Origin of the sequence: Pseudomonas baetica (genome assembly GCF_002813455.1) — a bacterium.
Lineage (GTDB): Bacteria > Pseudomonadota > Gammaproteobacteria > Pseudomonadales > Pseudomonadaceae > Aquipseudomonas > Aquipseudomonas baetica.
In genome coordinates this window covers 2,759,028-2,784,496 of sequence record NZ_PHHE01000001.1, presented here as the reverse complement: position 1 = coordinate 2,784,496, position 25,469 = coordinate 2,759,028, and the positions used below count along the sequence as shown (strand labels likewise).

The following is a 25,469-nucleotide window of genomic DNA, read 5'->3' as shown; positions in this document are numbered from 1 at the left end:
CTGGAGTCGGAACGCATATTCACGGATGATATGGCCTTTCAAGCGCCGGCGTGGCCGAGCGTTCTTCATATTTATTGAGTATTTTCACTGTGGTCAGCCTTGTGGCGGCCACTTGGACGGGATGATGACTGCTCTGCGCCCCCTTATTTTCCTGCTCGCCGGCGTTTTGGGCCTGGCGGGTTGCAGCGTTCACCAGCCGGTGTCGCTGTATCAGCTGGACAGCGGAAGTCCGGTTCAGCCTGCGCAAAGCGCGGGCATGGCGGTTTTGTTGGGTCCGGTTGTGTTGGCCGATTACCTGCAACGTGAAACCTTGCTGCAACGTCAACCCGACGGTAGCCTGCAAGCGGCGACCGATGGTCGTTGGGCGGGCAGCCTTTCGTCGGATATCGATCAGTTGCTGATGCGTCAGGTCGCCGGTCATCTCGACAGCCAACGTGTCGTGCTGTCGCCAGCCACAGGCGGGTTTACCCCGGATGTGCAGGTATTACTGACCATCACGCGTCTGGACTCTGGCGAAAAACAGCCGGCGATTCTTGATGCGCAATGGCGCTTGATCGACCGTCGTGGTCGGGTGCGCGATAACCGCATCGTGCATCTGCAGGAGCTGCATGCCGGTAGTACGGCTTCGCAGGTTAAAGCACAGGGGATTTTGTTGCAGCGTCTGGCCGAGCAGCTGTCGGTAGCGCTCAAGCCGTTGGCCAATCAGCCTCCGGTCGCCGAAGCGCCGCGTAAAGCGGCACCGAAGCCGGCAGCGCCGGCGGTGGAAGCCGAGAAGCAGCCGAAGATCCCGATGGCCTCACCGATTCGCACGGATATGGAAGTGTTCCGCTTCTGAGTCTGGTTTGAGTCAAGACAAAGCCCGCCTTGTGCGGGCTTTGTTGTGTCTGGGGCTGGAGATCCTTGTCGCCAGCGCTGGCGCCTTCGCGAGCAAGCCCGCTCCCACAGGTTCATGGAGTGCTGCACGAATCGTGTGAGTACCTCAAATCCCTGTGGGAGCGGGCTTGCCCGCGAAGAGGCCAGAACAGACGCCACAAGATACAGGGGCGTTACGACGATTCACTGTAGCTGCCGAAGGCAACGATCTTTTCAGCACGCCACAAAAAAGCCCGCAGACAATCGCTCGTCTGCGGGCTTCTGTGCATCTGGGCTAGCGCTTACGCCCGACGCTCATGCATCCGCGCCAGTTGCCGCTCCAGCATCGATGGATAAGGCTCCATCAACCGCTCCACGCAGCACGCGCCTTCAGGGCTGGCAATCGGCCTGATCCGCGCACGCTGACGGATCAGCGCGTCATCGCTGATCTTGCGCTCGACCAGCAGCAGATTGCGGCTGTGCTGCGACAAGGCCAAGGCATCCTGAGCCGAATCGGTCAGCAGCAGATCAATCTGGCTCAGGCCGAACAACTCATCGCCAAGGGTCAGGCCCAGCTGCAATTGCAGGGTGATGCCGCTGTCGGCGACTTCAATCTGCAACTGATGGCCCAGCGCCCGCAGCAGCTCGCCGCAGCAGATCGCGTTGGTCAGGTAGTCGTCGCCGCAGTCTTCGGTGTGGAACAGCATCAGCGTGCTGCCATCGTTCAGGGTTTCAATTTCGCCCTGATACAGCGAAGCGGCCTGATCCAGGCAATCGCGATAGCGTTCCTGCAACTCCTCCAGACGCGCACGTGGCAGACGGCGCAGTTGCTCCTGCGAACCCAGCTGTACCGCTAGCACGGCCGTGTGTTGCGGCACGCTTGGTGTGGCTCGGCGAACCACCGGTTGCGCGGTTTCACTCAGCGACTCGTCGCGCAGATCGGCGAACGCGTCATCGTCGTCATCGTCTTCGACGGTGCTGACCAGGTGGCGTGGTGCAGGCTTCTGCGCGGCCATTGGGCGGGTTTCGTCAAAGCTCGGATCACGCAGGTTGCGCACTTCGAATTCGGGCTCGTCTTCCTCGTCTTCGAACTCGGGTTCCGGTTCAGGCGCAGGTTCAGGCGCGTAATTGGCGTGCAGCTGACGGGCCAGATCGCCGATTTCATCCTGACGCTCAATGCCCGGTGTGTGCTCGTCAATCCGGCGCAGCCAGACACGCAATTGCAGCAGCGGCGTCGACAGGTAACGGCCCATGCGCAGGCTCAAGGCCAGCGACAGCGCCAACAGAATCGCACTCAAAATGCCCATGCTCTGCAGGCTGATGGTCATCGGCTGCTGGAACTGATCCATGTCCAGACTGATGCGCAGTTGTCCGGCAGTCACGTCCTGGAATGTGATCTTGCTCTCGTACATGCCCTCGGCCTCGCCCAACAGGCTGTGCTTGGGGCGCTGACCGGATTCGGCGAGGATGCGGTTATCCACGCTATAGATCGCCGCGTGGGCCACCAGTTTGTTCTTGGTCAGGTTGTTGAGCAGCACGTTGAGGCTGAGGATGTCGTTGGACACCAACAGTTCCGTGGCGGACGTGGCGGTCTGCGTGGTCAGGCTTTCGCCCAGCGCATCGGCCTGCTCGTGCATGGCCTGCTTGAATTGCAAGCCCATCACGCCGGCATAGATCACCAGGGCCAGAGCGACCAGGATCACGTTATGGCTGGCAATGCGCAATGCAATCGGTACACGGCGGTGGCGCAGTGCACGGAAGATCAGCAGGAAGAAGTTATCGGTTTTAACTGGCGTGGGCCGGTTCACTGAGCTCGGCTCTTTTGTCCGTGAAGTTGACGCGCAGTATAGCGACAGGCCCTAGACCGGCAAAGCGCTCACGGTGCCCGATGGTCACTGAAAGTGGGTAGAATGCGTTTTTTTCCAGTTGCGGGGGTGCGCGTTGCGCGAAATCGTCCTGATTAACATCACGGGTGTCGACCGTCCGGGTCTGACGGCAGCCATTACCGGCGTTCTGGCACAAGGTGGTGTGAACATTCTCGACATCGGGCAAGCGGTGATCCACGACACCCTGTCGTTCGGCATCCTGGTGGAAATTCCCGACTCCGAGCAAGGCAAGTCCGTGCTCAAGGACATCCTGTTCAAGGGCTACGAGCTCGATCAGCAGGTGCGCTTTACCCCGGTGTCCGAAGAGGATTACCAGCAGTGGGTGGGCAATCAGGGCAAAAAACGTCATATCGTCACCCTGCTGACCCGCAAAGTAACGGCCGGCCAGTTGCAGTCGGTCAGTTCGATCACCGCCAAATACGGCCTGAACATCGACCATATCGACCGTCTGTCGGGTCGCATGCCGTTGGACACGCCAGCGGACAAGGGCAAGGGCTGCATCGAGTTCTCCGTGCGTGGCGAAGCGGCTGATCCGCAAGCGCTGCGTGCCGAATTCCTCGCCGTTGCCCAAGAACTGAATGTCGACATCGCCTTCCAGGAAGATTCGCTGTTCCGGCGCAACCGTCGTCTGGCGGTGTTCGACATGGACTCGACGCTAATCGAGGCTGAAGTCATCGATGAACTGGCCAAGGCTGCCGGCGTTGGTGAGCAGGTTTCGGCGATCACCGAACGGGCGATGGCTGGCGAACTGGATTTCCGGGCCTCTTTCAAGGAACGTCTGGCGCTGCTTAAAGGCCTGGACGTCAGCGTGCTTGATTCCATCGGCGCGTCGCTGCGTTTGACCGAAGGTGCTGAAACCCTGTTCGCTGAACTCAAGCGTCTGGGCTACAAGACCGCGATCCTGTCCGGCGGCTTCACTTATTTCGCCAAGCAGTTGCAAGCCAGGCTAGGCATTGATTACGTGTTCGCCAACGAGCTGGAAGTGGTCGACGGCAAGTGCACTGGCGTTGCGATCGAGCCGATTGTCGATGCGCAGCGCAAGGCTGATCTGTTGAAAGAGCTGGCGCACAAGGAAGGTTTGCGTCTGGAGCAGACCATTGCGGTGGGCGACGGTGCGAATGATTTGCCGATGCTGGCGATTGCCGGGCTGGGCGTGGCGTTCCGCGCCAAGCCGCTGGTCAAACAGTCGGCGAAGCAGGCGATTTCCACGTTGGGTCTGGATGGCGTGCTGTATCTGCTGGGTTTCCGTGATCGTGATGGACAGCTCTGAGATCTTTATCGCCTGACTGGCCTCTTCGCGAGCAGGCTCGCTCCCACATTTGAAATGCATTTCAATGTGGGAGCGAGCCTGCTCGCGAAGGTAGCGCCTCGGTCTATAGCGACTTCCACAACGAATCAAAATCCTCCTCGCTCCCGCCATTCTGCGCGGCCTCCAGCGAGCGATAGGCAAACTGATTGAAACTGTGTGTACTCGCCACCCGCCGATCCAGCCCGGCGCGGTGCTCCTCGCCGAGGGTGTTGATCAGCACCTTATTGCCTTCCTGAAACGGCAGTCGCGGCGCCAGCAAAGTCGCGGGCAAGTCGATCGCGCTGATCTCAGGCAGCAGCAATCCGCGTAAATAGTGACTGTGATCGTCTCGCGAACGCACCAGTTGCAGGCCGCACGGCTGCGCATGCGGCGCCACCAGTTCGATGCCCATCTGCGTGCCGGCGCCACGCACCTGACGAATCCAGCGAATCACCGCAATGCTCCAGCCCTGACTTGCACTGTCTTGAATCCCGAGCATTTCGCCGGCCTGCAACTCGGCGGGCACCTCTGTGGGCCAGCCCAGGCAATAACCACCGGGGCTGTGATTGATCACCGGCAACGCGTAAGTCGGATAGTGTGGGGTGTTGTCCGTGCTGTTTTCGTCCTCGATCAATTGGTCGTACTGGATTTCTTCGTAAGGTAGAAACTCATCGGCCTTGCTCTGCGGCGCGGCATCGAACGCTTGGCTCCAACTGTCTTTCTCAGCCTTGGCCACGACACTGCTGAAGTTCGCCGCGCGCGCACCGGGGTGCTTGAGCATTTCGCTGAAGCTACGTTCGCCACCGAGATAGAAGTGCAGGGCGCTCATGCCCACGCACACGGTCAGGTGGCCCTGACCCACAGTGCGCTGAAAGCTGCGCTCGGCGGCTTGGCCCCAAGTTGCGTGCAAGTGTTGCAAGGTATCGAAGCTCATTCCGGACGGGACTGGCAGCTGTGTGGAGGTGTCCTTGCGCAGCAAATGCGCTTCGATGACATTCACCAATGGCTGCGGATTGAACCCAAGCAATCCGGCCTTTTGCTCGCTGCGAAACATGTTGCGGTAGCGCGGCCCGGCATCGAGTTCGGCGCTGATCGCAAACAAGCCGTCGTCGGTGCTGCCAGGATGGAGTTTGAGTAATCCGCTCCATGGATCCAGCACTTCGGCGAGCCGGGCGATCTGGTTCTGGCGCAGTTGATTGCAGCGGGCACTGCCCAGCAGCAGGGCTGCGAGGTAAGTCTGTTCAAGGCTCAACTCGTTGGTCAGGCTGGCGAGATCGTCGCGCACCCGCCGCTGTTGCAGCTGCAATTGACCAGCGATGCGATACAGCTGATGCAACTCGAACCACAGCTGTTCCGGCGGCGAACTGTACAACTGCGTGGCGCGTACCAATTGGCCTTTGAGCGCGTGGGCCGCGCGTTGCAGGGCCTGACTGACCAGCGTCGCGCGATCCTTGCTGTACTTGGATGCAATCCGCAAGACGATCTGCTTGTAGCCGATGGCCAGATGGCTCTGCAGTGCCTGACACAAGTTACTGATCTTGCGCGAACGCTCATCGAGCATGATCGCCTGATGCAGAAAGTGCCGCTCCAGATGCTGGCAGACGAAATAAACCTCGGGCCGCATCAGCTCCAGCAGTTGCAGGCGATTGTCGCTGGGGGTGAGCAATTGGTTGAGCTCGCCCAGGCCTTGGTACAACTGGCGGGCGGTTTCGCCGATGTTGGCCTTGGGCAGGCCGGCGATCCAGCGTTTGAGGTCGCGCGGGGAGGCTTCGCAGAACGACAGCCGCGACTGCGTCGGGATCGGCGCACGCAGGGAGGATTGGGGGCGTGACTCACTCATGCCGTGACGGGCTCCAGCGGCGAAATAGACAACTCCCAGAACTCTAGCAGTTGTGGTCTGTTTCGCCGTGTGGCGTCAGACTTTTTGACCGCTGGTCTGCTGGCTGGATGCCATTCAACAAGCCCTGCTAGTCTCTCACTCGTGCGATCGGAAACGCACGGTTGCACGGCCTGCCGTCAACCTCGGGCAGGTCTCCCGAAACTTCAAGGAGATGAGGTTCATGTCTAAATATGCAGTGGCAAATCAATGGGGTGGCAGTTCGGCACCGTGGCATCCGGGCGGAACCTGGGTGCTGGGCGGGCGGGACAACCAGAATGTCGTCGCTATCGAGATCAAGTCGGGCGATGACGGCAAAAGTTTCACCGGCACCATGACTTACGCCGGCGAAGGCCCTATTGGCTTCAAGGCGCAGCGCACCGGTCAGAATCAATACAACGTCGAGAACCAGTGGGGTGGCAATGATGCCCCATGGCATCCGGGCGGCAAGTGGGTGATCGGTGGTCGGGACAATCAGAACGTTGTCGCGTTGAGCGTCACGTCCAGTGACGGAGGGAAAAACCTCAGTGGCACCAATACCTACGCCAACGAAGGGCCGATCGGCTTCCGTGGGCAGATAGAGTAACGGCGCCTCCCAGGTCGTGTCCGCCCCTTCACAGACGTGTGAAAGGGCGGATCAGCCGACTCAGGCAGTCGGCAGGGCCAGGGCCTGACCCATTTGCACTGGCGAACCCGCCACCAGTTCTTGCGCCCACTTCACTTGATCCGGGCCAAACAGCACGATCGCCGTCGAACCCAGCTTGAAGCGACCCAGCTCCGCGCCTTTTTCCAGATGAATCGGCGCACGGGCGGCTTCGTCGTAGCGGAAGGTTTTCAGTTCGCGCTTCGGCGGCGTGACCAGACCGGCCCACACGGTTTCGATCGAAGCGACGATCATCGCGCCGACCAGCACCACGGCCATCGGGCCGCGTTCAGTGTCGAAAATGCACGCCACACGCTCGTTGCGGGCGAACAGTTCCGGAACGTTTTCAGCCGTGGTCTGGTTGACCGAGAAGATCCGGCCCGGGATGTAGACCATTTCGCGCAGGGTACCGGCCAGCGGCATGTGCACGCGGTGGTAATCCTTCGGCGACAGGTAAATAGTCGCGAAGTCGCCACCCATGAACGGTGCAGCATTCGCCGCGTCGCCACCTAACAGTTCCAGCACGCTGAAGCTGTGCCCCTTGGCCTGGAACACGCGACCGTGTTCGATCGGGCCGAGCTGGCTGACCGCACCGTCGGCCGGGCTGAGGATCGCGCCCGGGGTTTCGTCCAGCGGACGTGCGCCGTCTTTCAGGGCGCGGGTGAAGAAGGCGTTGAAGTGCTCGTAAGCGGTCAGGTCTTCAACCAGCGCTTGCGACATGTCCACCTGATAACGCTTGGCGAACCACTGGGTGAAGGCATTCTTGAACCAGCGCACACGACACTCGGCGATGCAGCCGGCCAGGCGCGACAGCAAGTGGTGAGGCAGCAGGTACTGGCTGAGGATAAACAGACGCTCTTTCATTAGTTGTCCTTAAAAACCTTAAATCTCGACAGGCGTGTCAGGGTGATTGCCCCACTCGCCCCAGGAACCAGCGTAGCCCTTGACCCGCGGATAACCGAGGGATTTGGCCAGCAGATAAGTGAAGCCCGACCGGTGATGGGTCTGGCAGTGGGTAATGATTTCTTTGTCCTTGGTGATCCCGAGGTCTTCGAGGATCTGCGGCATGTCCGTGCGGATGCGCAGGTTACGCGCCTTGTCCATGCCCGCCGTCCACTCGAAATTGACCGCACCGGGAATATGCCCGCCCTTGGCTGCCAGCACTTTCTCGGCGCAATACTCCAGCGGCCCGCGCGCATCCCAGATCGCCAGATCGGCGGCGCCGAGACGGCTTTGCAGGTATTCGCGGGTGGCGGTCGGTTCATCGTGCAGCGTCAACGGCACCGGGCCACCGACTGCCGGCGGCACCTGGATCGACATCGGCATGCCATCGGCCAGCCACGCCGGCAGACCGCCGTCGACATAGTGGTACTTGTCGTGACCAATCACGTCGAGCAGCCAGATGAAGCGCCCGGCCCAGCCACCGCCCTCATCGTCATAGACCACGTAGACCGCGTCTTTGCGATGGCCGAGTTCCCCGAACAACGCTTCCAGATCGGCTTTCGCCGGCAGCAGCCCCGGTGCCGGCGGCTGGCCGAGCTGGGTGCGCTTGGGGTCGACAAACCGCGCCCCGGGCAAATGACCCTCGGTATAGCGGGCGGTACTGGTCAGGTCCACCAGAATCAGTTCGCTGGACTCGAGCCGAGGGAGCAGGTCGCTCGGTTCGATAACGAGCGGCAAGCCAGAGAAGTCAGACATGTGAGGTCTCCAGAGCACAAAGGGGGGGATTGTAGCGCAGCCTCATCGGCCACGGCTGCTAAAGCTGTGCAGGGCTTTTTCGATGCACTGCGCGGTTTTGCCGAAGGCTTGCACAGTGATGTCGGCGAAGGGGCCGCCGCCCTGATCGGCGACGACGATCATGATCACCCGGCCATTGTTGACCAATGAGCGCAGGAACAGATGCTCGCCACGGAACAACGTTCTCAGGCTCGGCGGTAGCAGCGCGGAGAATTGCGCGTTGTTTTCCGGGGTGATCCGCACCTGCGCCTGCTGCGCGAGCAGCCGTTGCAGGACTTTGCTCTGACTGACGACAAAGTTCAGCGCCGCCGCTTCTTTCGCTAAACCAAAAGTTTGATGCACACGCAGATTGGACTGCGTGCGGTCGGCCATCAGAATCATCCCCCGGCGCAGGCCGCTGGCGACCAGCGCATCGCGGGCGGCAACGGTCAGGCTCATGGCATTGGTGAAGCGACTGGGTTCGGCCAGCAGTTCGGCGCACTGCCGGCGCCACTGGGTCAAATCCTCTGCATTCGGTGCCGCGGCCGGCAGCATTCCGGCCGGTAAACGATGGGTGCCCCACGGCCACAGCAATGAAACCGCCGGGTGCCACAAGTCAGGCATCGCATGCTGGCGCGCACTGTTGGCGGCTTGCTGGTGCAACTGTTGCTGCACTTCGTCCATGGAAATCTGCAGATAAAGGCTGGTCAGGTACTGCCAGCGTTCACTGTGTGGACTGTCCCACGCCTGTTGCGCCGACAGCGCCAGCCCATTGGCCAGCAACACGGTATTGGCCGGCTGATTGAGCCAGCGGCGCAGGGTCGGGTCATCGTCGAGGCGGTTTTGCTGGCGCAATGGATGTTCGCTGTCGCGGGCGATGCGCAGCACTTTCACCAGTTCACGCTGCTCGCTGAGCAACAATTTATAGCCTTGCTGCACCCAGATCGGCAGGTGCCAGACTTGCACCAGCGCCTCGGCGATTTTCAGCAGGCGCACGCCGAACAATTGCTTTTCGACGGTGCGCGCCGATTCGCCCTTGTGGATAACCCGCAGTTCCCACTCTTCAAGCAGTTGTGGGTAAGTCAGCGCCAACGGCCACAGCGGCGAAAGAAACAGCAAACTGCCCCAATGAATGTCCTGCCACAGCCGCGCCAGGCGACTGGCGAAAAAACCGTTGGCCTGTTGCGTGGCGTGCTGGCTGATCATTTGCAGTTGGCGCAGGGCCTTGGGGATCTGCATCTGCGGTTGGGCCGGCAGGCGCGCCAGTAGCTCTTCGGTGCGGGCCAGGCCCAGGCGGTTGATCGCGACTTCCAGATTCTCGGCCGGCGTGGCCATGGTGCCGTGGGTGTGACGATTTGCCTCACGAATGATGCTCAAGGCCAGCGCCGGGCTGTCCTGCATCAGGTCGGCGATGTCGCGCAGGGAACTGCGGTTGTCACGGATCGCCCGACAAACCTTGTCGTGAGCCTCTTGCGGCACGGGCAGGCGGACGCTGTCGAGCAGCTTGATCCAGCCCTCGAGTGTGGTCGGTTGTGCGTGTGGGACGCTCGTTTCATTAGCCATGTCTGGACGAGATCTTCACTGACTGTAGACGCGCCCGGCATGGGCTAAATTGGCTTTTCGCCTGAACTGGCTATAGTCTGGCGCAGTTTTGCCGATAAGTAGAAGAAGAGATTTTTTAACTTCCGAATATGACCTTGAACCCGACTTAAATAAGTACTTTCTACCTATGGCTAAAATTATCGGCATCATCGTCGTATTCGCGAGCGTGCTCGGCGGATACGTGCTCTCTCACGGCAAGATTGCCGCCCTGATCCAGCCCTTCGAGGTGTTGATCATCGGTGGTGCGGCACTGGGCGCTTTCCTCCAGGCCAACCCCAGCTATATGACGATGCACGTGCTCAAGAAATCCCTGAGCATGTTCAGTTCGCGTTTCAGCCACACGTTCTATCTGGAAGTGCTGGGGCTGATCTACGAGATCCTCAACAAGAGCCGCCGCGAAGGCATGATGGCCATCGAGGGCGACATCGAAGATGCCGCCGCGAGCCCGATCTTCGCCAAGTACCCGGCGGTGCTTAAAGATGAACGCATGACCGCGTTTATCTGTGATTACCTGCGCATCATGTCCTCCGGCAACATGGCGCCGCACGAGCTGGAAGGCTTGTTCGACATGGAGCTGTACAGCCTGAAAGAAGACCTCGAGCATCCATCCCATGCGGTGAACGGCATTGCCGACGCCATGCCCGGTTTCGGTATCGTCGCGGCGGTACTGGGTATCGTGGTGACCATGGCGTCCTTGGGTGAAGGCGATCAGAAGTCCATCGGTCTGCACGTCGGTGCGGCACTGGTCGGTACCTTCTTTGGTATTCTCGCAGCCTACGGTTTCTTCGGCCCATTGGCGCATTCCCTGGCCCACGATGCCAAAGAAGAGCTGAACGTCTACGAAGCCATCAAGGCCTCGCTGGTGGCTTCGGCTTCCGGTATGCCGCCATCGCTGGCGGTGGAGTTTGGTCGCAAAGTGCTGTACCCGGCTCACCGTCCAAGCTTTGCCGAGCTGGAACAAGCCGTTCGCGGTCGCTAAGTCATGGAAAATAATCAGCCGATTATCATCAAGCGCGTCAAGCGCATAGCCGGCGGGCATCACGGCGGGGCGTGGAAAATCGCCTTCGCCGACTTCGCCACGGCGATGATGGCGTTCTTCCTGGTGCTGTGGCTGCTGTCCACCGCAACGCCTGAGCAGAAGATCGCCATCGCCGGCTATTTCAAAGACCCGGTCGGCTTCTCCGAAAGCGGCACGCCGTACATTATCGACTTGGGCGGTACGCCGACCCTGGCGCCGGAAAATACCCTCAACCCTGAGGTGAAATCCCAGCCACAACCGGACAAGGTTACCGTCGACACCGAACAGGTCGAAGGCATGGCCGAGCAGGTCGAGAAGGAACGTCTGGAACTGCTCCTGCAAGAATTGCAGAACAAGGTCGACGAGAATCCGCAACTGCAGAAATTCAAGGACCAGATCCTCTTCGAAATCACGCCGAACGGCTTGCGCATCCAGATCATGGACGCCGAGAACCGGCCGATGTTCGACTCCGGTTCTGCGCGTCTGAAGCCGTACTTCGAAGACATTCTGCTGGCCATGGCCGACACCATCAAAGCGGTGCCGAACAAGATCAGCATCAGCGGCCACACCGATGCCAAGCCCTATATCGGCACCGGTGATTACGGTAACTGGGAGCTTTCGGCCAACCGTGCCAACGCTGCCCGCCGTGCCTTGATTGCCGGCAGCTATCCGGATGCGCAAGTGGCGCGGGTCGTGGGTTACGCCTCGTCGGCACTGTTCGACAAGGAAAACCCGTTCAACCCGGTCAACCGCCGCATCGACATTGTGGTGCTGACCAAGAAGGCTCAAGCCGCCATCGAAGGTTCGCAAGGCGCCGATCCGTCGAAGCCGGCCGATGAAAGTCAGAACGGTGCTGCGCCGGCAACGCCGGTCGACCCGAACGCACTGCCGGCGGATCAGCAACCGGTACCGGCACATGAGCTGCGTGAACGGCTGAACCTGTTCGATGACGCGGTGCCCAAACCGGCCGCGCCGGGCAGTGCGCCGCCGGCGCCGACAGCTCCTCCGGCCACTGCCCCGGCCCCCGCGCCGAAGTAGTGATCCACAAAAAAGCCGCGAGATGATCGCGGCTTTTTTTATGTCTGACGAAGTTTCAGAACCCGCGCCGAATACGGTTTTTCAGTTGTTCATGGAAAATCTCGGCGTTGCGTTTGTAAGTGCCGCTAAAGGATTCATTACTCGAACCCAGCGCCATTGAGCGTTTGTTCGACACCTCCTCACGATACGCATCGATGAAGAAATTCAGATCACTGTCCGTGCTCAACTTCGGCCACTTGTCCAGATACAACGGCAACTCCGCCGGCCCGGTCTTGAACGAACAGATCCGTCGATTGCTGATCGTCGCCTCACCGATTTCAAACGGCACCCACCACGACAACGCGGTTTTCTCCGAGACCACCGCCAGCAGGTGCGTGCATTCGGTGATGTTGCGGGTGATGACGCCGGTGATGTCGTCGGTGGTCTGCGATTCGGGGTCCAGCACGTCGAGGTAGGTCTTGATGTTGGCCTGCATCAGGCGGGTGTTGATGGCCATGGCGTGGGCGCGATCCATGTGGCGGTAGCTGATAAAGACTGGCATCAGAAGTGTCCTTTGATAGCGAGTTCGCGGTAGTAGGCGCCGAGGGCGGTGAGGCGGCAGCCGGTGGAGTTGATGGCTGCGTAATACATGTGTTCGGCGTCCACCGGTTCGATCAGGCTGTGGCGGTTGCACTTTTGCAGTTGAGCGAAGACTTCGCCGTGTTCCGGGTTAAAGGACATCCCTTTCAAGGTCTTAGGTAAAATCCCCTGATACTTCAGCCAGGAGGACCCGAACGATGTGGGCCGATGTTCTAGCGCGTTTCGAGAAAAAAGCACCTGCCAGTGTCATGGCCAAATTGGCGCTGGAGCAGGCCATTGCGCCTGAGTGGATTGATCAGGTCTTCGAAGAGCATCGGCAACGGCAGTATTCTCGTGAGCTACTGTTCTCGACCATCATCAAGCTGATGTCCCTTGTTTCATTGGGCTTGAAGCCATCCCTGCACGCCGCCGCGCGGCAACTGGAAGATCTTCCTGTCAGTTTGGCTGCCCTCTACGACAAGATCAGTCGTACTGAACCTGCGCTGTTACGCGCTCTGGTCACAGGTTGTGCGCAACGTCTGACTCCGACCATCAAGGAGCTGGGCTGCACCAAAACGTTGCCGGGCTGGCAGCTTCGAGTGGTGGACGGCAATCATTTGGCTTCCACTGAGAAACGTCTGGGCGCTCTACGCCATGAGCGAGGCGCCGCTCGTCCTGGCTTTTCGGTGGTTGTTTACGACCCCGATCTCGATCAGGTCATCGACCTTCAGGCGTGTGAGGATGCCTACGCAAGCGAGCGTGTTTGCGTGCTGCCTCTACTGGCCAATGCCGAGCCAGGCCAAGTGTGGCTGGCTGATCGACTCTATTGCACGCTCCCGGTCATGGAGGCTTGTGAGCAGGTCCAGACATCCTTTGTCATTCGTCAGCAAGCCAAACATCCACGCCTGATTCAAGAGGGTGAGTGGCAAGAACCCGTGCCTGTGGAAACAGGCACTGTGCGTGAGCAGATCATCCAGGTCAGAGGCGGTTACCAATGTCGGCGTGTCGAACTGACGCTTCATTCGCCAACAGACTCGGGTGACAGCAGCTTGATGTTCTGGAGCAATCTACCCCAAAGCGTCAGCGCACAGCAGATCGCGCAACTCTATCGCCGTCGCTGGAGCATTGAAGGCATGTTCCAGCGACTGGAAGCGATCCTGGAAAGTGAAATCGAAACTCTTGGCAGCCCAAAGGCTGCCTTACTCGGGTTCGCCACTGCGGTGTTGGCCTACAACGTCCTGGCCGTCCTCAAACGAAGCGTCGAGCAAGCTCACCGGGATACCCAGCCTGACGGCTGGGAAGCCTCGATCTATCACTTGGCGGTTCAGGTCAGGAGTGGTTATGAGGGAATGCAGATTGCGCTGCCTTCGGAATATCTTCCCGTCATTCCTCTGGAAAAACTGGCCCAGCGCTTACTAGAGCTGGCCAGCAACATCCAACCCAAACAAGTTGCGAAAAGCCCCCGTGGCCCCAAAGTGCCTAAGCCCAAGACATGGGTCCAAGGCACGGCGGTGCATGCGCATGTTTCAACGGACAGAGTAATCAAGGCTGCCAAAACTAAAAGACCTTGAAAGGGATGGGGTTAAAGGAGGATTCGGTGGGTTCGTAGCTGGGATCGAGCGGGAATGTTGACTCGGCTTCGGCAAACCATTCCGGCAGTTTGCGCAGAATTTCCTTGGGGATCAGCGGCGAGACTTCGCGTAGGGAAATGAACTGCGAAACATTGGTCTTGAACACAGGGCGCTGCTCCCAGGCGTCGAGTGCGTTGTCGACGAAGGAATAAAGACTGCCGGGGGTAATCTTGCCGAGAATATTGGCTGCGCCACCGTGCAACGCCTGCAACAGCAGCCCGGTGAATACACCGTGTTGCGCGCCCTCCATGGCCGGCTCTTCCTTTTTGCACGCGGTCAGGATTGTCATGCCTTCGCCGACCACGCTGCTTTCACTGCGCAAGGCGCGCACCTCGCCGGCCGCGCCGCTTTGGCAGCAGTCGAGGATGATCACCTTGTTCTTTATCTTGGTCGCTTTGGCGGCCCAGTTGAGGATGTCGCTGATGCGGATGCCGTCCTTGGGGTTACGGAAATCCTGAGGCAGCAGCATGCCTTCATCATTGTCAGTGTCGAAGCCGCCATGCCCGGCGAAGTACAGCAGCGCGACGTTGCAGTCGCCGGAAAACAGTTCGCGAATCTGGTCTTCGAGTTTCTCCCTGCTCAAGTGATCCTCGGCGGACGTCAGCACCACGTTCTTGAAGTTGGGGTCGCCATTGGCGTCGGTTTTCAGTACGGACGCCATGGCCATGGCGTCATTGCTGCACCCGCTCAAGCGCGAGATGTGTTTGTAGTCGTTGATCCCGATAAACAGTCCCTTGCGCATGATTACACCGCCGTATGCAGGCGAATGGCGCTGACGATGCTGTTGGTGTTCCACGCACACTCGGCATGTGCGGCGTTGCGCACCAGATTGTCGTGGGCGTGGGAGTAGTTCCACGAATGGCTGATGAACAAATGATAGGTTTGCATGGGGTTCCTCGGAGGTCGCGAACGTGCGAAGGAGGAACCGAATGTAGGCATCTGCGCGATGCCTACAAGATGTGCGCGGCAAAAGAGAAATGTCCTGCAAGCAGGCGTGCGCAGGCCTTACAGAAAAATCTGATGTTTAAAAAAACAGGGGATTTGTAAGGGCCGATCCGACAACCGGCAGCACCTGAGACAGGCGCTGCCGGCTTGGCTGTTTAATAGCCGTTTTCAGGCAGACTGGCGATGATCGAGCGGTAGCTGTTCATCCGTTGCTGCTGCACACGGCCATCTTCCAGGGCCTTGAGCAGTGCGCAACCTGGTTCGCGATCGTGCTTGCAGTCGCGGAAACGGCAGGTGCCGAGCAGGTCGTTGAATTCGATGAAACCGGCTTCGACGTCGGCGCGGCTGACGTGGCCGAGGCCGAATTCGCGAATGCCCGGGGAGTCGATCAGCTCACCGCCGCCGGGGAAGTGGAACAGCCGTGCGGTCGTCGTCGTGTGCGTGCCCTGGCCGGACAGCTCGGACAACGGCCCGACGCGGGTTTCAACCTCAGGCAGCAAGCTGTTGACCAGCGACGATTTGCCAACACCGGACTGGCCGACGAACACGCTGATGCGTCCGTCGAGCTGCTTTTGCAGTTGCTCCATGCCGTCACCGTGGTGCGCCGACACTTCCAGCACCGGATAACCGAGCGTGCGGTAGACCGCCAGCAGGGCGTTGAGCGCCGGGGCGTTCTGCTCGTCGATCAGGTCGAATTTGTTCAGCAGCAACAGCGGACGGATGCCGGCGTGTTCGGCGGCTACAAGGTAGCGGTCGATCAGGTTGGCATGCGGCTCGGGCAGCGGGGCGAAGACGATGACGATCATGTCAACGTTGGCGGCCACAGGCTTGAGCTGGCCGCGGCTGTCCGGACGGCACAGTTCGGTGGTGCGCGGCAATTGCGCGACGATCACACCGATGCCCTGGTTGCCGGCGCGCCAGACAACCTGATCACCGGTCACCAGCGCTGGCAGGTTGGCGCGCAAGTGACAGCGGAACACTTGGCCGGCGAGTTCGCCGTCCTTGGCTTCAACCTCGACCTGCACACCGAAGTGAGCGATGACCAGACCGTGTTGCTCAGGGCCGAGGTCGCCGCCCTCCAGGGCTTCGACAGCCGAGGACTCGCGTTTGGCGGCGCGTGCGGCGCGCTCGCCTTGAATCTTTTCGATGCGCCAGTTTTGACGACGATTGAGTTGGCGTTTGGCCATGGGTGTTCCGTCTGAAGAATGCAGCGATTAGGTAAAACGGCCGCGAGTTTAGCACGCCCCGGCACCGGCCTAGGCTAAACTGCGCAGCATTGCCTAGGAGCCCAAATATGCAAAACCCGCAGAACTTGATCTGGATCGACCTGGAAATGACCGGTCTTGATCCGGATAACGACGTCATCATCGAAATGGCCACTATCGTCACCGACAGTGACCTCAATACTCTGGCCGAAGGCCCGGTGATCGCCATCCACCACAGCGACGAAGTGCTCGCGCGCATGGACGAGTGGAACACCCGCACCCACGGCAACTCCGGCCTGACCCAGCGCGTGCGCGACAGTCGTGTCAGCATGGCCGAAGCTGAAGCCGAAACCATCGCCTTCCTGGAAAAGTGGGTGCCGAAGGGCAAGTCGCCGATCTGCGGCAACAGCATCTGCCAGGATCGTCGCTTCCTTTATACCCACATGAAAGCGCTGGAAAGCTACTTCCTCTACCGCAACCTTGACGTCTCCACGCTCAAGGAGCTGGCCGCACGCTGGGCACCGGACGTGCGCGACAGCTTCAAGAAGGGCAGCACCCACCTGGCGCTGGACGACATTCGCGAATCCATCGCCGAACTGCAGCACTACCGCAAGCATTTCATCAAGTTCTGATTGAGGGGTGTCTGCCCTGACGTCTTCGCGAGCATGCCCGCCCCCACAATCTGGAATGCGTTCCCCCTGTGGGAGCGGGCTTGCTCGCGAAGAGGGCGTCAGAGTCGCGTAAGATTCAAGTCAGAAATGCATCCCGGAGCGCGCCCCCTTCTGGTGCGGCGCTGAAATGGCTAGACTGCGCGCCTTCCTGCCAGGATCGCCACCATGCTGCTGATGCTCTATCTGATCGCCATTACCGCTGAAGCCATGACTGGCGCCCTGTCTGCCGGACGGCGAGGCATGGACTGGTTTGGCGTGGTGCTGATCGCCTGCGTCACGGCGTTGGGCGGCGGGTCGGTGCGCGATGTGTTGCTCGGGCATTACCCGCTGACCTGGGTCAAACACCCTGAATACCTGGTGCTGACATCGGCGGCGGCAATGCTCACCGTCTTCACCGCGCGCTGGATGCGGCATTTGCGTTCATTGTTTCTGGTGCTCGACGCCGTCGGCCTGGTGGCGTTCACCCTGATCGGCTGCATGACGGCTCTGGAAATGGGCCACGGCATGCTGGTGGCTTCGGTCAGCGGGGTGATTACCGGCGTGTTCGGCGGCATTCTGCGCGATATCTTCTGCAACGACATCCCGCTGATCTTCCGCCGTGAGCTCTACGCCAGCGTGTCGTTCGCGGCGGCGTGGTGCTACATGCTGTGCCTGTATCTCAATGTGCCGAGTGAGCAGGCGATTTTGATCACTCTGTTCGGCGGCTTTCTATTGCGTCTGCTGGCGATCCGGTTTCATTGGGAAATGCCCAAGTTCGTCTATAACGACGCGCCTTGACGCTCGGCATGTTGTTTCAGCGCCCACTCGACATGTTCACGTACCAGCTCTGAAGGGTAGTCACGGCGCGCCTTCAAGGCTTCCAGCACCGGAATGCTCGACGGCGCATTTCCCAGCCCTACCGCCAGATTGCGCAACCAGCGCTCATAACCGGCGCGGCGCAGCGGGGAACCTTCGGTGCTGCTGAGAAACTTGTCCTCGTCCCACAGGAACAGTTCGGCCAGTTCGGCGTTGTCCAGATTGTGCCGTGGCTTGAAGTCGCTTTCCCCGGTCGGCCGGGCGAAGCGGTTCCATGGGCAGACGATCTGGCAGTCATCACAGCCGAATACTCGGTTGCCGATCAGCGGACGCAGGTCTTCGGGAATCGCATTTTTCAGCTCGATGGTCAGGTAGGAGATGCAGCGCCGCGCGTCCAGCACATAGGGGCCGACGAAGGCGTTGGTCGGGCAGATATCCAGGCATGCCGTACAGCGACCGCAATGTTCGGTGCTGTGCGGCTCGTCCACCGGCAGCGGCAGATCGACAAACAGTTCACTCAGGAAGAAGTAGCTGCCGGCCTTGCGGTTCAACACCAGGGTGTTTTTACCGATCCAGCCCAGCCCGGCCTGTTCGGCGATGGCTTTTTCCAGCACCGGGGCGCTGTCGACGAACGCGCGAAAACCGAACGGACCGATCTCGGCTTGAATCCTGTCGGCCAATTGTTGAACACGTTTACGGATCAATTTGTGGTAATCGCGGCCCAAGGCATAACGCGACACGTATGCTTTTTCCGGTTCGGCCAGACGTTTGGCCATTTCGGTGTCGCCCGGCAGGTAGTCCATGCGCAGGGAAACCACGCGCAACGTGCCCGGCACCAGTTCATCCGGATGCGAGCGTTTGCTGCCATGGGCGCCCATGTAATCCATTTCGCCGTGGTAGCCGGCGGCGAGCCAGCGCTCCAGGTGCTGCTCATGCTCGGCCAGATCGAGGCCGCTGATGCCGACTTGCTGAAAGCCCAGCTCGCGGCCCCAATCCTTGATCGATTGGGCGAGGGCGGGCAAGTCTGTGGTAATGGCGGACATGAGGCGAGAGAAACCGGAGCTGAGGTGCGTATAATTCTGCCAGACATCGGAGCCCGAAGACGCATGCCGCACACGAAAGATGAATTACCCGACGCGCTGTACGGCGCCGCGCAGGTGCGTGAGCTCGACGCGCGGCTGATTGCCGCCGGTACGCCGGGCTTCGAATTGATGCAGCGCGCCGCACACGCGACGTGGCGAGCGTTGGTGCGGCAATGGCCTGCGGCGAATGAAATGACGGTGTTCGCCGGGCATGGCAACAATGCGGGCGACGGTTATCTGGTTGCGGCGTTGGCGCAGCGTGCGGGTTGGACCGTGCGCGTCTTGGCCGTCGGCGATCCGCAGCGTTTGCAGGGGGATGCGGCGCTGGCCCATGCCGAGGCGCTGGCGGAAAAAGTTGTCGTCCTGACCTGGAATGCCGCCAGTGAGCTGCGCGGTGTGATCCTCGACGCCTTGCTCGGCACCGGCCTGAGCGGCGATGTGCGCGAGCCCTATGCCGCTGCCATCGATGCGATCAACGCCAGCGCCTTGCCGGTGGCGGCGGTGGATATCCCTTCCGGACTGTGCGCCGACACCGGGCGCGTGTTGGGAGTTGCGGTTCATGCCGATCTGACCGTGACCTTTATTGCACTGAAAGTCGGCCTGTTCACTGGCGACGCGGCGGATTACGTCGGCGACCTGGTATTCAACGAGTTGCAAGTCACTGCCGAAACCGGTCGCGACATTTCCGTCCGCGCTCGGCGCCTCAATGCGGCCAATCTGCCGCGGCCTGCCCCGCGTGCCCCGACGTCCCACAAGGGATGCTTGGGGCATGTACTGCTGATCGGCGGCGATCACGGTTTTGGCGGGGCGATTCTGCTCGGCAGCGAAAGCGCGATACGCTGCGGCGCGGGAATGGTTTCGCTGGCGACGCGCCCGGAGCACGTGTCGGCGGCGCTGACCCGAGTGCCGGAAGTCATGGCGCTGGGCACTTCCTCGGCCAACCAACTGATGGGGCTGCTGGAAAAAGTCTCGGTGCTGATCGTCGGGCCGGGGCTGGGGCAGGCGAGTTGGGGGCGGGCGCTGTTGTCGGCTGCGGCCAATGCGCCGTTGCCGCAGGTGTGGGACGCCGATGCCTTGAATCTGCTGGCCAGCGGTTTTGTCAGCTTGCCCAAGGATTGCGTGATCACCCCGCATCCGGGCGAAGCCGCGCGTTTGCTGGGTATCAGCACTGCTGAAGTTCAAGCCGATCGTCCAGCGGCGGCTTTGGCTTTGAGCAAAAAATATACAGCGGTGGTGGTGCTCAAAGGGGCCGGCAGCCTGATCGCGCATCCCGACGGACGTCTGGCGCTGTGTCATCAGGGCCATCCGGCCATGGCCACCGCTGGGCTCGGCGATGTGCTTGCTGGCTTGACCGGCGCGCTGTTGGCGCAAGGTATGGACGGATTCGATGCGGCGTGCCTGGCGGTCTGGCTGCACGCCAATGCCGGGGCGCAACTAGGCAAATTTGGCCGTGGGCTGGCGGCCAGTGATTTGATTCCAGCCATTCGTAAGTTGTTGGAGGAGCATGCACCGTGTCTGAAGTAACCCTGTACCTGGCCGATGAGCAGGCGATGAGCGACTTTGGCGCACGGATCGCCCGCATTACCCAAGGCCACGGCCTGATTTTTCTCGAAGGCAACCTGGGCATGGGCAAAACCACGCTTTCCCGGGGGATCATTCGTGGTCTGGGCCACGTCGGCGCGGTGAAAAGTCCGACCTTCACCTTGGTCGAGCCCTACGAGATCGGTGATGTTCGCGCCTTCCACTTTGACCTGTACCGACTGGTCGATCCGGAAGAACTGGAGTTTCTCGGCATCCGCGACTATTTCGAAGACGACGCCCTGTGCCTGATCGAATGGCCCGATAAAGGTGCAGGCTTTTTGCCAAAGCCTGACCTGACCATTACCATTAGCCCGCAAGACAGCGGGCGTTCGCTGAAAATTTTATCCCAGGGCTCGCGCGGCGAGGCCTGGTGTGCCGCTTTGGCATTGGAATCCAATTAAATGATGGGGTTAGGTATGCGCTTTCGCGCGTTGGTGGCTGCCGCTGGACTGATGTTGATGGCAGTAACCGTCAACGCTGTGGCCGATTCGAAGGTCAACAGCGTGCGCCTGTGGCGCGCACCGGACAACACGCGACTGGTCTTCGACCTGAGCGGCCCGGTGCAGCACAGCGTCTTCACCCTGACCGCGCCGGATCGGCTGGTGATCGACATCAATGGCGCCACCTTGGGCGCGCCGTTGAATGTGCAGACTGCGAACACGCCGATCACGGCGATGCGTTCGGCTCAGCGCACGCCGACCGACCTGCGTGTGGTCATCGACCTGAAAAAAGCCGTCACCCCGAAAAGCTTCTCGCTGGCGCCGAACGCACAGTACGGCAATCGTCTGGTGGTTGACCTGTTCGACAACCCGGCCGATGCCGCACCGCCACCGCCACCTGCACCGACACCGAAAGTTGCGACCATGCCCGCGGTGCCGGTCACACCTTCCGAACCTGCGATCAAGCTGCCGCCAGCGCCGGCCGGCAAGCGCGACATCATTGTCGTGATCGACGCCGGCCACGGTGGTGAGGACCCGGGCGCGTCCGGCTCGCGCGGCCAGCGTGAGAAAGACGTGGTATTGCAGATCGCTCGTGAGCTGCAACGTCAGGTCAACGGCATGAAAGGCTTCCGCGCCGAGTTGACCCGCACCGGCGACTACTTCATCCCGCTACGCGGACGTACCGAAATCGCCCGCAAGAAGGGCGCCGACCTGTTCGTCTCGATCCACGCCGACGCCGCGCCGTCTGCGGCGGCATTCGGGGCTTCGGTGTTCGCCCTGTCTGATCGCGGCGCTACGTCGGAGACCGCCCGTTGGCTGGCCGACAGCGAAAACCGTTCCGACCTGATCGGTGGTGCCGGCAACGTCAGCCTCGATGACAAGGACCGTATGCTCGCCGGCGTACTGCTCGACCTGTCGATGACCGCCTCGCTGACCTCCAGCCTCAACGTCGGCCAGAAAGTCCTGACCAACATCGGCCGGGTCACGCCGTTGCACAAACAGCGCGTGGAACAGGCCGGCTTCATGGTGCTGAAGTCGCCGGACATCCCGTCGATCCTGGTCGAAACCGGCTTCATCTCCAACGCCAACGAAGCCAACAAACTCTCGGCGTCGAGCCACCAGCAAGCGCTGGCGCGGTCGATCAGCAGTGGCGTGCGCCAGTTCTTCCAGCAGAACCCGCCACCGGGCACCTACATTGCCTGGCTGCGTGATTCCGGCAAAATCGCCCAAGGCCCGCGCGATCACCGCGTCGGCCCGGGTGAGACGCTGGCGATGATCGGCGTGCGCTATCAAGTGTCCCCGGCGACGTTGCGCAGCGCGAATAACCTGAAAAGCGATGAGCTGAAAGTCGGCCAACACTTGACCATTCCTGGCACCGAACTGGCGTCCAAAGAATGAACGATGTGCTGAACGCTGCTCGCATCGAACTGCTCAGCCCGCGGCTGGCGAACCAGATTGCTGCCGGTGAGGTGGTTGAACGCCCGGCCTCGGTGATCAAGGAGCTGTTGGAAAACAGCCTCGACTCAGGTGCCAAACGCATCGACGTCGATGTCGAGCAGGGCGGCGTCAAACTGCTGCGAGTGCGCGACGACGGTAGCGGCATTTCCGCTGACGATCTGCCGCTGGCGCTGGCCCGTCACGCCACCAGCAAGATTCGCAATCTGGAAGACCTCGAACAGGTGATGAGCCTGGGCTTTCGCGGCGAAGCGCTGGCATCGATCAGCTCCGTGGCGCGCTTGACCCTGACTTCGCGCACTCGCGATGCCGATCAGGCCTGGCAGGTTGAAACCGAAGGTCGCGACATGGCGCCTCGGGTTCAGCCGGCCGCGCATCCGGTCGGCACCTCGGTGGAAGTCCGCGACCTGTTCTTCAATACCCCGGCGCGGCGCAAATTCCTCAAGACTGAAAAAACCGAATTCGACCACCTGCAAGAAGTGATCAAGCGTCTGGCATTGGCGCGTTTCGATGTCGCCTTCCATCTGCGTCACAACGGCAAGACCATCCTGAGCCTGCACGAGGCCCACGATGACGCGGCTCGTGCCCGGCGTGTGGCGGCCATCTGTGGATCGGGATTCCTTGAGCAGGCGCTGCCGATCGAGATCGAGCGAAACGGCTTGCACCTGTGGGGCTGGGTCGGCTTGCCGACCTTCAACCGCAGCCAGGCGGACTTGCAGTATTTCTTTGTGAACGGCCGTGCGGTGCGCGACAAACTGGTGGCTCATGCGGTGCGCCAGGCCTATCGCGACGTGCTGTTCAATGGCCGCCACCCGACCTTTGCGCTGTTTTTCGAGGTTGATCCGGCAGCCGTAGACGTCAACGTTCACCCGACCAAACACGAAGTACGCTTCCGTGACGGGCGCATGGTGCATGACTTCCTTTACGGCACGCTGCACCGCGCTTTAGGTGATGTGCGGCCGGAAGACCAGCTTGCCGGTTCGGTCACTACCGCCATCGTCCGCCCGACCGGCCTTGATGCCGGTGAGTTCGGCCCGCAGGGTGAAATGCGTCTGGCGGCCAATGCGTTGCTTGAGCAACCACAGGCACAGCCGGCGTTCAATACGTCGTCGGGTGCCAGCGCGGGCGGTGCTTATCAGTATCAATACACGCCGCGTCCGCAATCGGCGATGCCGCCGGCGGCTGAGGCACAGGCTGCGTATCGTGAGTTTTTTGCGCCGCTGCCGGAGGCCAATGCCAACGCGCTGCCGGCGGGTCAGGAAGACATTCCGCCGCTCGGCTACGCGCTCGCGCAGCTTAAGGGTATCTACATTCTGTCCGAGAATGCCCAAGGGCTGGTGCTGGTCGACATGCATGCTGCCCACGAGCGGATCATGTATGAGCGCCTGAAGATCGCCATGGCTAGCGAAGGTCTGAGCGGTCAGCCGCTGTTGGTGCCGGAATCGCTGGCGGTCAGTCAGCGTGAAGCCGATTGCGCGGAAGAACATGCGGCGTGGTTCCAGCGTCTGGGCTTCGAACTTCAACGTCTTGGCCCTGAAACGCTGGCGATCCGACAAATTCCGGCACTATTGAAACAGGCTGAGGCCAACCGGCTGGTCGGCGACGTGTTGTCGGACTTGATGGAATACGGCACCAGCGACCGGATTCAGGCACACCTGAACGAACTGCTCGGCACCATGGCCTGCCACGGCGCGATCCGCGCCAATCGGCGCCTGGCCCTGCCGGAAATGAACGGCCTTCTGCGTGACATGGAAAACACCGAGCGCAGCGGTCAATGCAACCATGGCCGACCGACCTGGACCCAACTGGGCCTGGACGATCTGGACAAACTGTTCCTGCGCGGTCGTTGATGAGCCAGCTCCCTCCAGCGATTTTTCTGATGGGCCCGACCGCTGCGGGCAAGACCGATCTGGCCATCGAGCTGACCAAGGTGCTGCCGTGTGAGCTGATCAGTGTCGATTCGGCGCTGGTCTATCGCGGCATGGACATCGGCACTGCCAAGCCTTCCAAAGAGCTGCTGGCTGAATATCCGCACCGTTTGATCGACATTCTTGACCCGGCTGAAGCCTATTCGGCTGCGGATTTCCGTCGCGATGCCCTGCAAGCCATGGCTGAAATCACCGCGCGCGGAAAAATTCCGCTGCTGGTCGGCGGGACGATGCTCTATTACAAGGCTTTGGTTGAAGGTCTGGCGGATATGCCGGCAGCCGATCCCGAGGTGCGCGCGCAGATTGAAGAAGAGGCTGCACGCCTTGGCTGGCAAGCCCTTCACGATCAACTGGCGCTCGTCGACCCGGTGTCGGCAGCGCGGATTCATCCGAACGATCCGCAACGTCTGAGTCGTGCGCTGGAAGTTTATCGCGTCAGCGGTCAGAGCATGACTGCCCTGCGCCAGCAACAATCTGCGCAAAGTACTGAAGCAGCCGCTTCGGGACTGCAACAATTGCCCTATACTGTCGCGAACTTGGCCATTGCCCCGGGGAATCGTCAGGTACTGCACGAGCGCATTAAACAAAGATTCACAAATATGTTGGAACAGGGATTCATCGACGAGGTCGTAGCCCTGCGTAAAAGAAGTGACCTGCATTCAGGGTTGCCGTCTATACGTGCAGTAGGTTACCGCCAAGTCTGGGATTACCTGGATGGCAAGCTGACGTTGGCCGAAATGCAGGAGCGCGGTGTCATCGCCACGCGCCAATTGGCCAAGCGCCAGTTCACCTGGCTGCGCAGCTGGGAAGATTTACACTGGCTGGACAGTCTTGATTGCGACAATCTGCCACGCGCCTTGAAATACCTTGGGACCATCTCCATATTGAGCTGAGTCCTTGCAATTGCCGTCTATCCTTGGGGGTGTGGCGGCTAAAGCCACCTGAATTACCTATTTTTTATTATTGAATCCTTAAAGGAGTGCGGCACATGTCAAAAGGGCATTCGCTACAAGACCCTTACTTGAATACTTTACGTAAAGAGAAAGTTGGGGTTTCCATCTACCTGGTCAACGGTATCAAACTGCAAGGCACGATCGAGTCGTTCGACCAGTTCGTGATCCTGCTGAAAAACACCGTGAGCCAGATGGTTTACAAACACGCTATCTCGACAGTGGTGCCGGTTCGTCCAATTCGTCTGCCTAGCGCAACCGAATCCGAAGCTGGTGACGCTGAGCCAGGTAACGCCTGATAGGAGTCTC

At 60.5% G+C, this 25,469-nt stretch carries 23 protein-coding genes and 2 pseudogenes; 14 read left to right on the top strand and 11 right to left on the bottom strand.

What is annotated here, in order from left to right; translation table 11 throughout:
- The first annotated feature begins 124 nt into the window (after positions 1 to 124).
- The gene (locus tag ATI02_RS12640; RefSeq protein ID WP_100846438.1) at positions 125 to 835 is read left to right on the top strand and encodes a PqiC family protein; all 711 of its coding nucleotides are present in this window, start codon (positions 125 to 127) and stop codon (positions 833 to 835) included.
- Between the two features lie 319 nt (positions 836 to 1,154).
- Here ATI02_RS12640 and ATI02_RS12635 read toward each other — a convergent pair whose 3' ends face one another.
- Positions 1,155 to 2,660 (bottom strand): AhpA/YtjB family protein, encoded by a 1,506-nt coding sequence (locus ATI02_RS12635; protein ID WP_095187351.1) that lies wholly within the window; start codon positions 2,658 to 2,660, stop codon positions 1,155 to 1,157.
- A gap of 133 nt (positions 2,661 to 2,793) precedes the next feature.
- Between ATI02_RS12635 and serB the strand changes: the two genes are divergently transcribed.
- Positions 2,794 to 4,008, top strand: a complete 1,215-nt coding sequence (serB, locus tag ATI02_RS12630; RefSeq protein ID WP_095187350.1) for a phosphoserine phosphatase SerB — start codon at positions 2,794 to 2,796, stop codon at positions 4,006 to 4,008.
- Positions 4,009 to 4,111: 103 nt separating this feature from the next.
- On the opposite strand, the gene ATI02_RS12625 is transcribed toward serB, so the two are convergent.
- Positions 4,112 to 5,866: a cyclic-di-GMP receptor FimW-related protein gene (locus ATI02_RS12625; protein WP_100846437.1), complete on the bottom strand. Its 1,755-nt coding sequence runs from the start codon at positions 5,864 to 5,866 to the stop codon at positions 4,112 to 4,114.
- A 220-nt stretch (positions 5,867 to 6,086) separates the two neighbouring features.
- Here ATI02_RS12625 and ATI02_RS12620 point away from each other — a divergent pair, with 220 nt between their 5' ends.
- Entirely contained in the window at positions 6,087 to 6,488 is a 402-nt protein-coding gene (locus ATI02_RS12620; protein ID WP_100846436.1) for a lectin OAA family protein, read from the top strand.
- A 60-nt stretch (positions 6,489 to 6,548) separates the two neighbouring features.
- On the opposite strand, the gene asd is transcribed toward ATI02_RS12620, so the two are convergent.
- From asd to ATI02_RS12605, 3 genes are read right to left on the bottom strand one after another with little or no spacing between them, the layout of a single operon-like run.
- Positions 6,549 to 7,409, bottom strand: coding sequence for an archaetidylserine decarboxylase (asd, locus tag ATI02_RS12615; RefSeq protein ID WP_095187347.1), 861 nt, complete (start codon positions 7,407 to 7,409; stop codon positions 6,549 to 6,551).
- Between the two features lie 18 nt (positions 7,410 to 7,427).
- The gene (rhdA, locus tag ATI02_RS12610; RefSeq protein ID WP_100846435.1) at positions 7,428 to 8,243 is read right to left on the bottom strand and encodes a thiosulfate sulfurtransferase; all 816 of its coding nucleotides are present in this window, start codon (positions 8,241 to 8,243) and stop codon (positions 7,428 to 7,430) included.
- Between the two features lie 42 nt (positions 8,244 to 8,285).
- Positions 8,286 to 9,824, bottom strand: coding sequence for an HDOD domain-containing protein (locus ATI02_RS12605; RefSeq protein WP_100846434.1), 1,539 nt, complete (start codon positions 9,822 to 9,824; stop codon positions 8,286 to 8,288).
- Between the two features lie 166 nt (positions 9,825 to 9,990).
- On the opposite strand from ATI02_RS12605, the gene motA reads away from it, so the two are divergent.
- Both motA and motB read left to right on the top strand, forming a co-directional pair.
- Entirely contained in the window at positions 9,991 to 10,842 is an 852-nt protein-coding gene (gene motA / locus ATI02_RS12600) for a flagellar motor stator protein MotA (protein ID WP_095187344.1), read from the top strand.
- A 3-nt stretch (positions 10,843 to 10,845) separates the two neighbouring features.
- Entirely contained in the window at positions 10,846 to 11,919 is a 1,074-nt protein-coding gene (gene motB, locus ATI02_RS12595; RefSeq protein ID WP_100846433.1) for a flagellar motor protein MotB, read from the top strand.
- Positions 11,920 to 11,974: 55 nt separating this feature from the next.
- On the opposite strand, the gene ATI02_RS12590 is transcribed toward motB, so the two are convergent.
- Together ATI02_RS12590 and ATI02_RS12585 are read right to left on the bottom strand one after the other, a co-directional pair.
- Entirely contained in the window at positions 11,975 to 12,460 is a 486-nt protein-coding gene (locus ATI02_RS12590) for a toll/interleukin-1 receptor domain-containing protein (RefSeq protein WP_095187342.1), read from the bottom strand.
- Positions 12,460 to 12,633 (bottom strand): annotated as a pseudogene (locus ATI02_RS12585) (caspase family protein); the annotation flags it as partial. The pseudogene ATI02_RS12585 and the gene ATI02_RS12590, both read right to left, overlap by 1 nt.
- A gap of 113 nt (positions 12,634 to 12,746) precedes the next feature.
- Here ATI02_RS12585 and ATI02_RS12580 point away from each other — a divergent pair.
- Positions 12,747 to 14,048, top strand: coding sequence for an IS4 family transposase (locus ATI02_RS12580; protein ID WP_100848404.1), 1,302 nt, complete (start codon positions 12,747 to 12,749; stop codon positions 14,046 to 14,048).
- Here ATI02_RS12580 and ATI02_RS12575 read toward each other — a convergent pair.
- The 3 genes and pseudogenes from ATI02_RS12575 to rsgA all read right to left on the bottom strand — a co-directional run.
- Positions 14,038 to 14,850, bottom strand: a pseudogene (locus ATI02_RS12575) (caspase family protein); the annotation flags it as partial. The gene ATI02_RS12580 and the pseudogene ATI02_RS12575 sit on opposite strands and share 11 nt — an antisense overlap.
- A 2-nt stretch (positions 14,851 to 14,852) precedes the next feature.
- A complete protein-coding gene (locus tag ATI02_RS32285; protein WP_167394874.1) occupies positions 14,853 to 14,996 on the bottom strand; it encodes a hypothetical protein in 144 nt (47 codons plus the stop codon).
- Between the two features lie 212 nt (positions 14,997 to 15,208).
- Positions 15,209 to 16,240 (bottom strand): small ribosomal subunit biogenesis GTPase RsgA, encoded by a 1,032-nt coding sequence (gene rsgA / locus ATI02_RS12570; protein ID WP_095187340.1) that lies wholly within the window; start codon positions 16,238 to 16,240, stop codon positions 15,209 to 15,211.
- A 107-nt stretch (positions 16,241 to 16,347) separates the two neighbouring features.
- On the opposite strand from rsgA, the gene orn reads away from it, so the two are divergent.
- Positions 16,348 to 16,890, top strand: coding sequence for an oligoribonuclease (orn, locus tag ATI02_RS12565; protein ID WP_100846432.1), 543 nt, complete (start codon positions 16,348 to 16,350; stop codon positions 16,888 to 16,890).
- 204 nt (positions 16,891 to 17,094) lie between these two features.
- Positions 17,095 to 17,706: a trimeric intracellular cation channel family protein gene (locus tag ATI02_RS12560; protein ID WP_003221099.1), complete on the top strand. Its 612-nt coding sequence runs from the start codon at positions 17,095 to 17,097 to the stop codon at positions 17,704 to 17,706.
- Here the strand turns inward: ATI02_RS12560 and queG are convergent.
- Positions 17,688 to 18,767, bottom strand: coding sequence for a tRNA epoxyqueuosine(34) reductase QueG (gene queG / locus ATI02_RS12555; RefSeq protein ID WP_095187338.1), 1,080 nt, complete (start codon positions 18,765 to 18,767; stop codon positions 17,688 to 17,690). The two genes, ATI02_RS12560 and queG, sit on opposite strands and share 19 nt — an antisense overlap.
- Positions 18,768 to 18,830: 63 nt before the next feature.
- On the opposite strand from queG, the gene ATI02_RS12550 reads away from it, so the two are divergent.
- The 6 genes from ATI02_RS12550 to hfq all read left to right on the top strand — a co-directional run bounded on the left by ATI02_RS12550 (position 18,831) and on the right by hfq (position 25,459).
- On the top strand, positions 18,831 to 20,330 hold the full coding sequence (locus ATI02_RS12550) for an NAD(P)H-hydrate dehydratase (RefSeq protein ID WP_100846431.1): 1,500 nt from the start codon (positions 18,831 to 18,833) through the stop codon (positions 20,328 to 20,330).
- The gene (gene tsaE / locus ATI02_RS12545; protein ID WP_098966932.1) at positions 20,318 to 20,788 is read left to right on the top strand and encodes a tRNA (adenosine(37)-N6)-threonylcarbamoyltransferase complex ATPase subunit type 1 TsaE; all 471 of its coding nucleotides are present in this window, start codon (positions 20,318 to 20,320) and stop codon (positions 20,786 to 20,788) included. Before ATI02_RS12550 ends, tsaE begins: the two co-directional genes overlap by 13 nt.
- Before the next feature lie 51 nt (positions 20,789 to 20,839).
- Positions 20,840 to 22,225 carry an N-acetylmuramoyl-L-alanine amidase gene (locus ATI02_RS12540; protein WP_420875210.1) on the top strand — a complete coding sequence of 462 codons (1,386 nt, stop codon included), beginning with the start codon at positions 20,840 to 20,842 and terminating at the stop codon, positions 22,223 to 22,225.
- Between the two features lie 5 nt (positions 22,226 to 22,230).
- Complete coding sequence (mutL, locus tag ATI02_RS12535) at positions 22,231 to 24,132, top strand: DNA mismatch repair endonuclease MutL (RefSeq protein WP_192886505.1); 1,902 nt, start codon at positions 22,231 to 22,233, stop codon at positions 24,130 to 24,132.
- Complete coding sequence (gene miaA, locus ATI02_RS12530; protein ID WP_100846428.1) at positions 24,132 to 25,103, top strand: tRNA (adenosine(37)-N6)-dimethylallyltransferase MiaA; 972 nt, start codon at positions 24,132 to 24,134, stop codon at positions 25,101 to 25,103. Before mutL ends, miaA begins: the two co-directional genes overlap by 1 nt.
- A gap of 95 nt (positions 25,104 to 25,198) precedes the next feature.
- Positions 25,199 to 25,459: an RNA chaperone Hfq gene (hfq, locus tag ATI02_RS12525; protein ID WP_007902656.1), complete on the top strand. Its 261-nt coding sequence runs from the start codon at positions 25,199 to 25,201 to the stop codon at positions 25,457 to 25,459.
- The last annotated feature ends 10 nt before the right edge of the window (positions 25,460 to 25,469 follow it).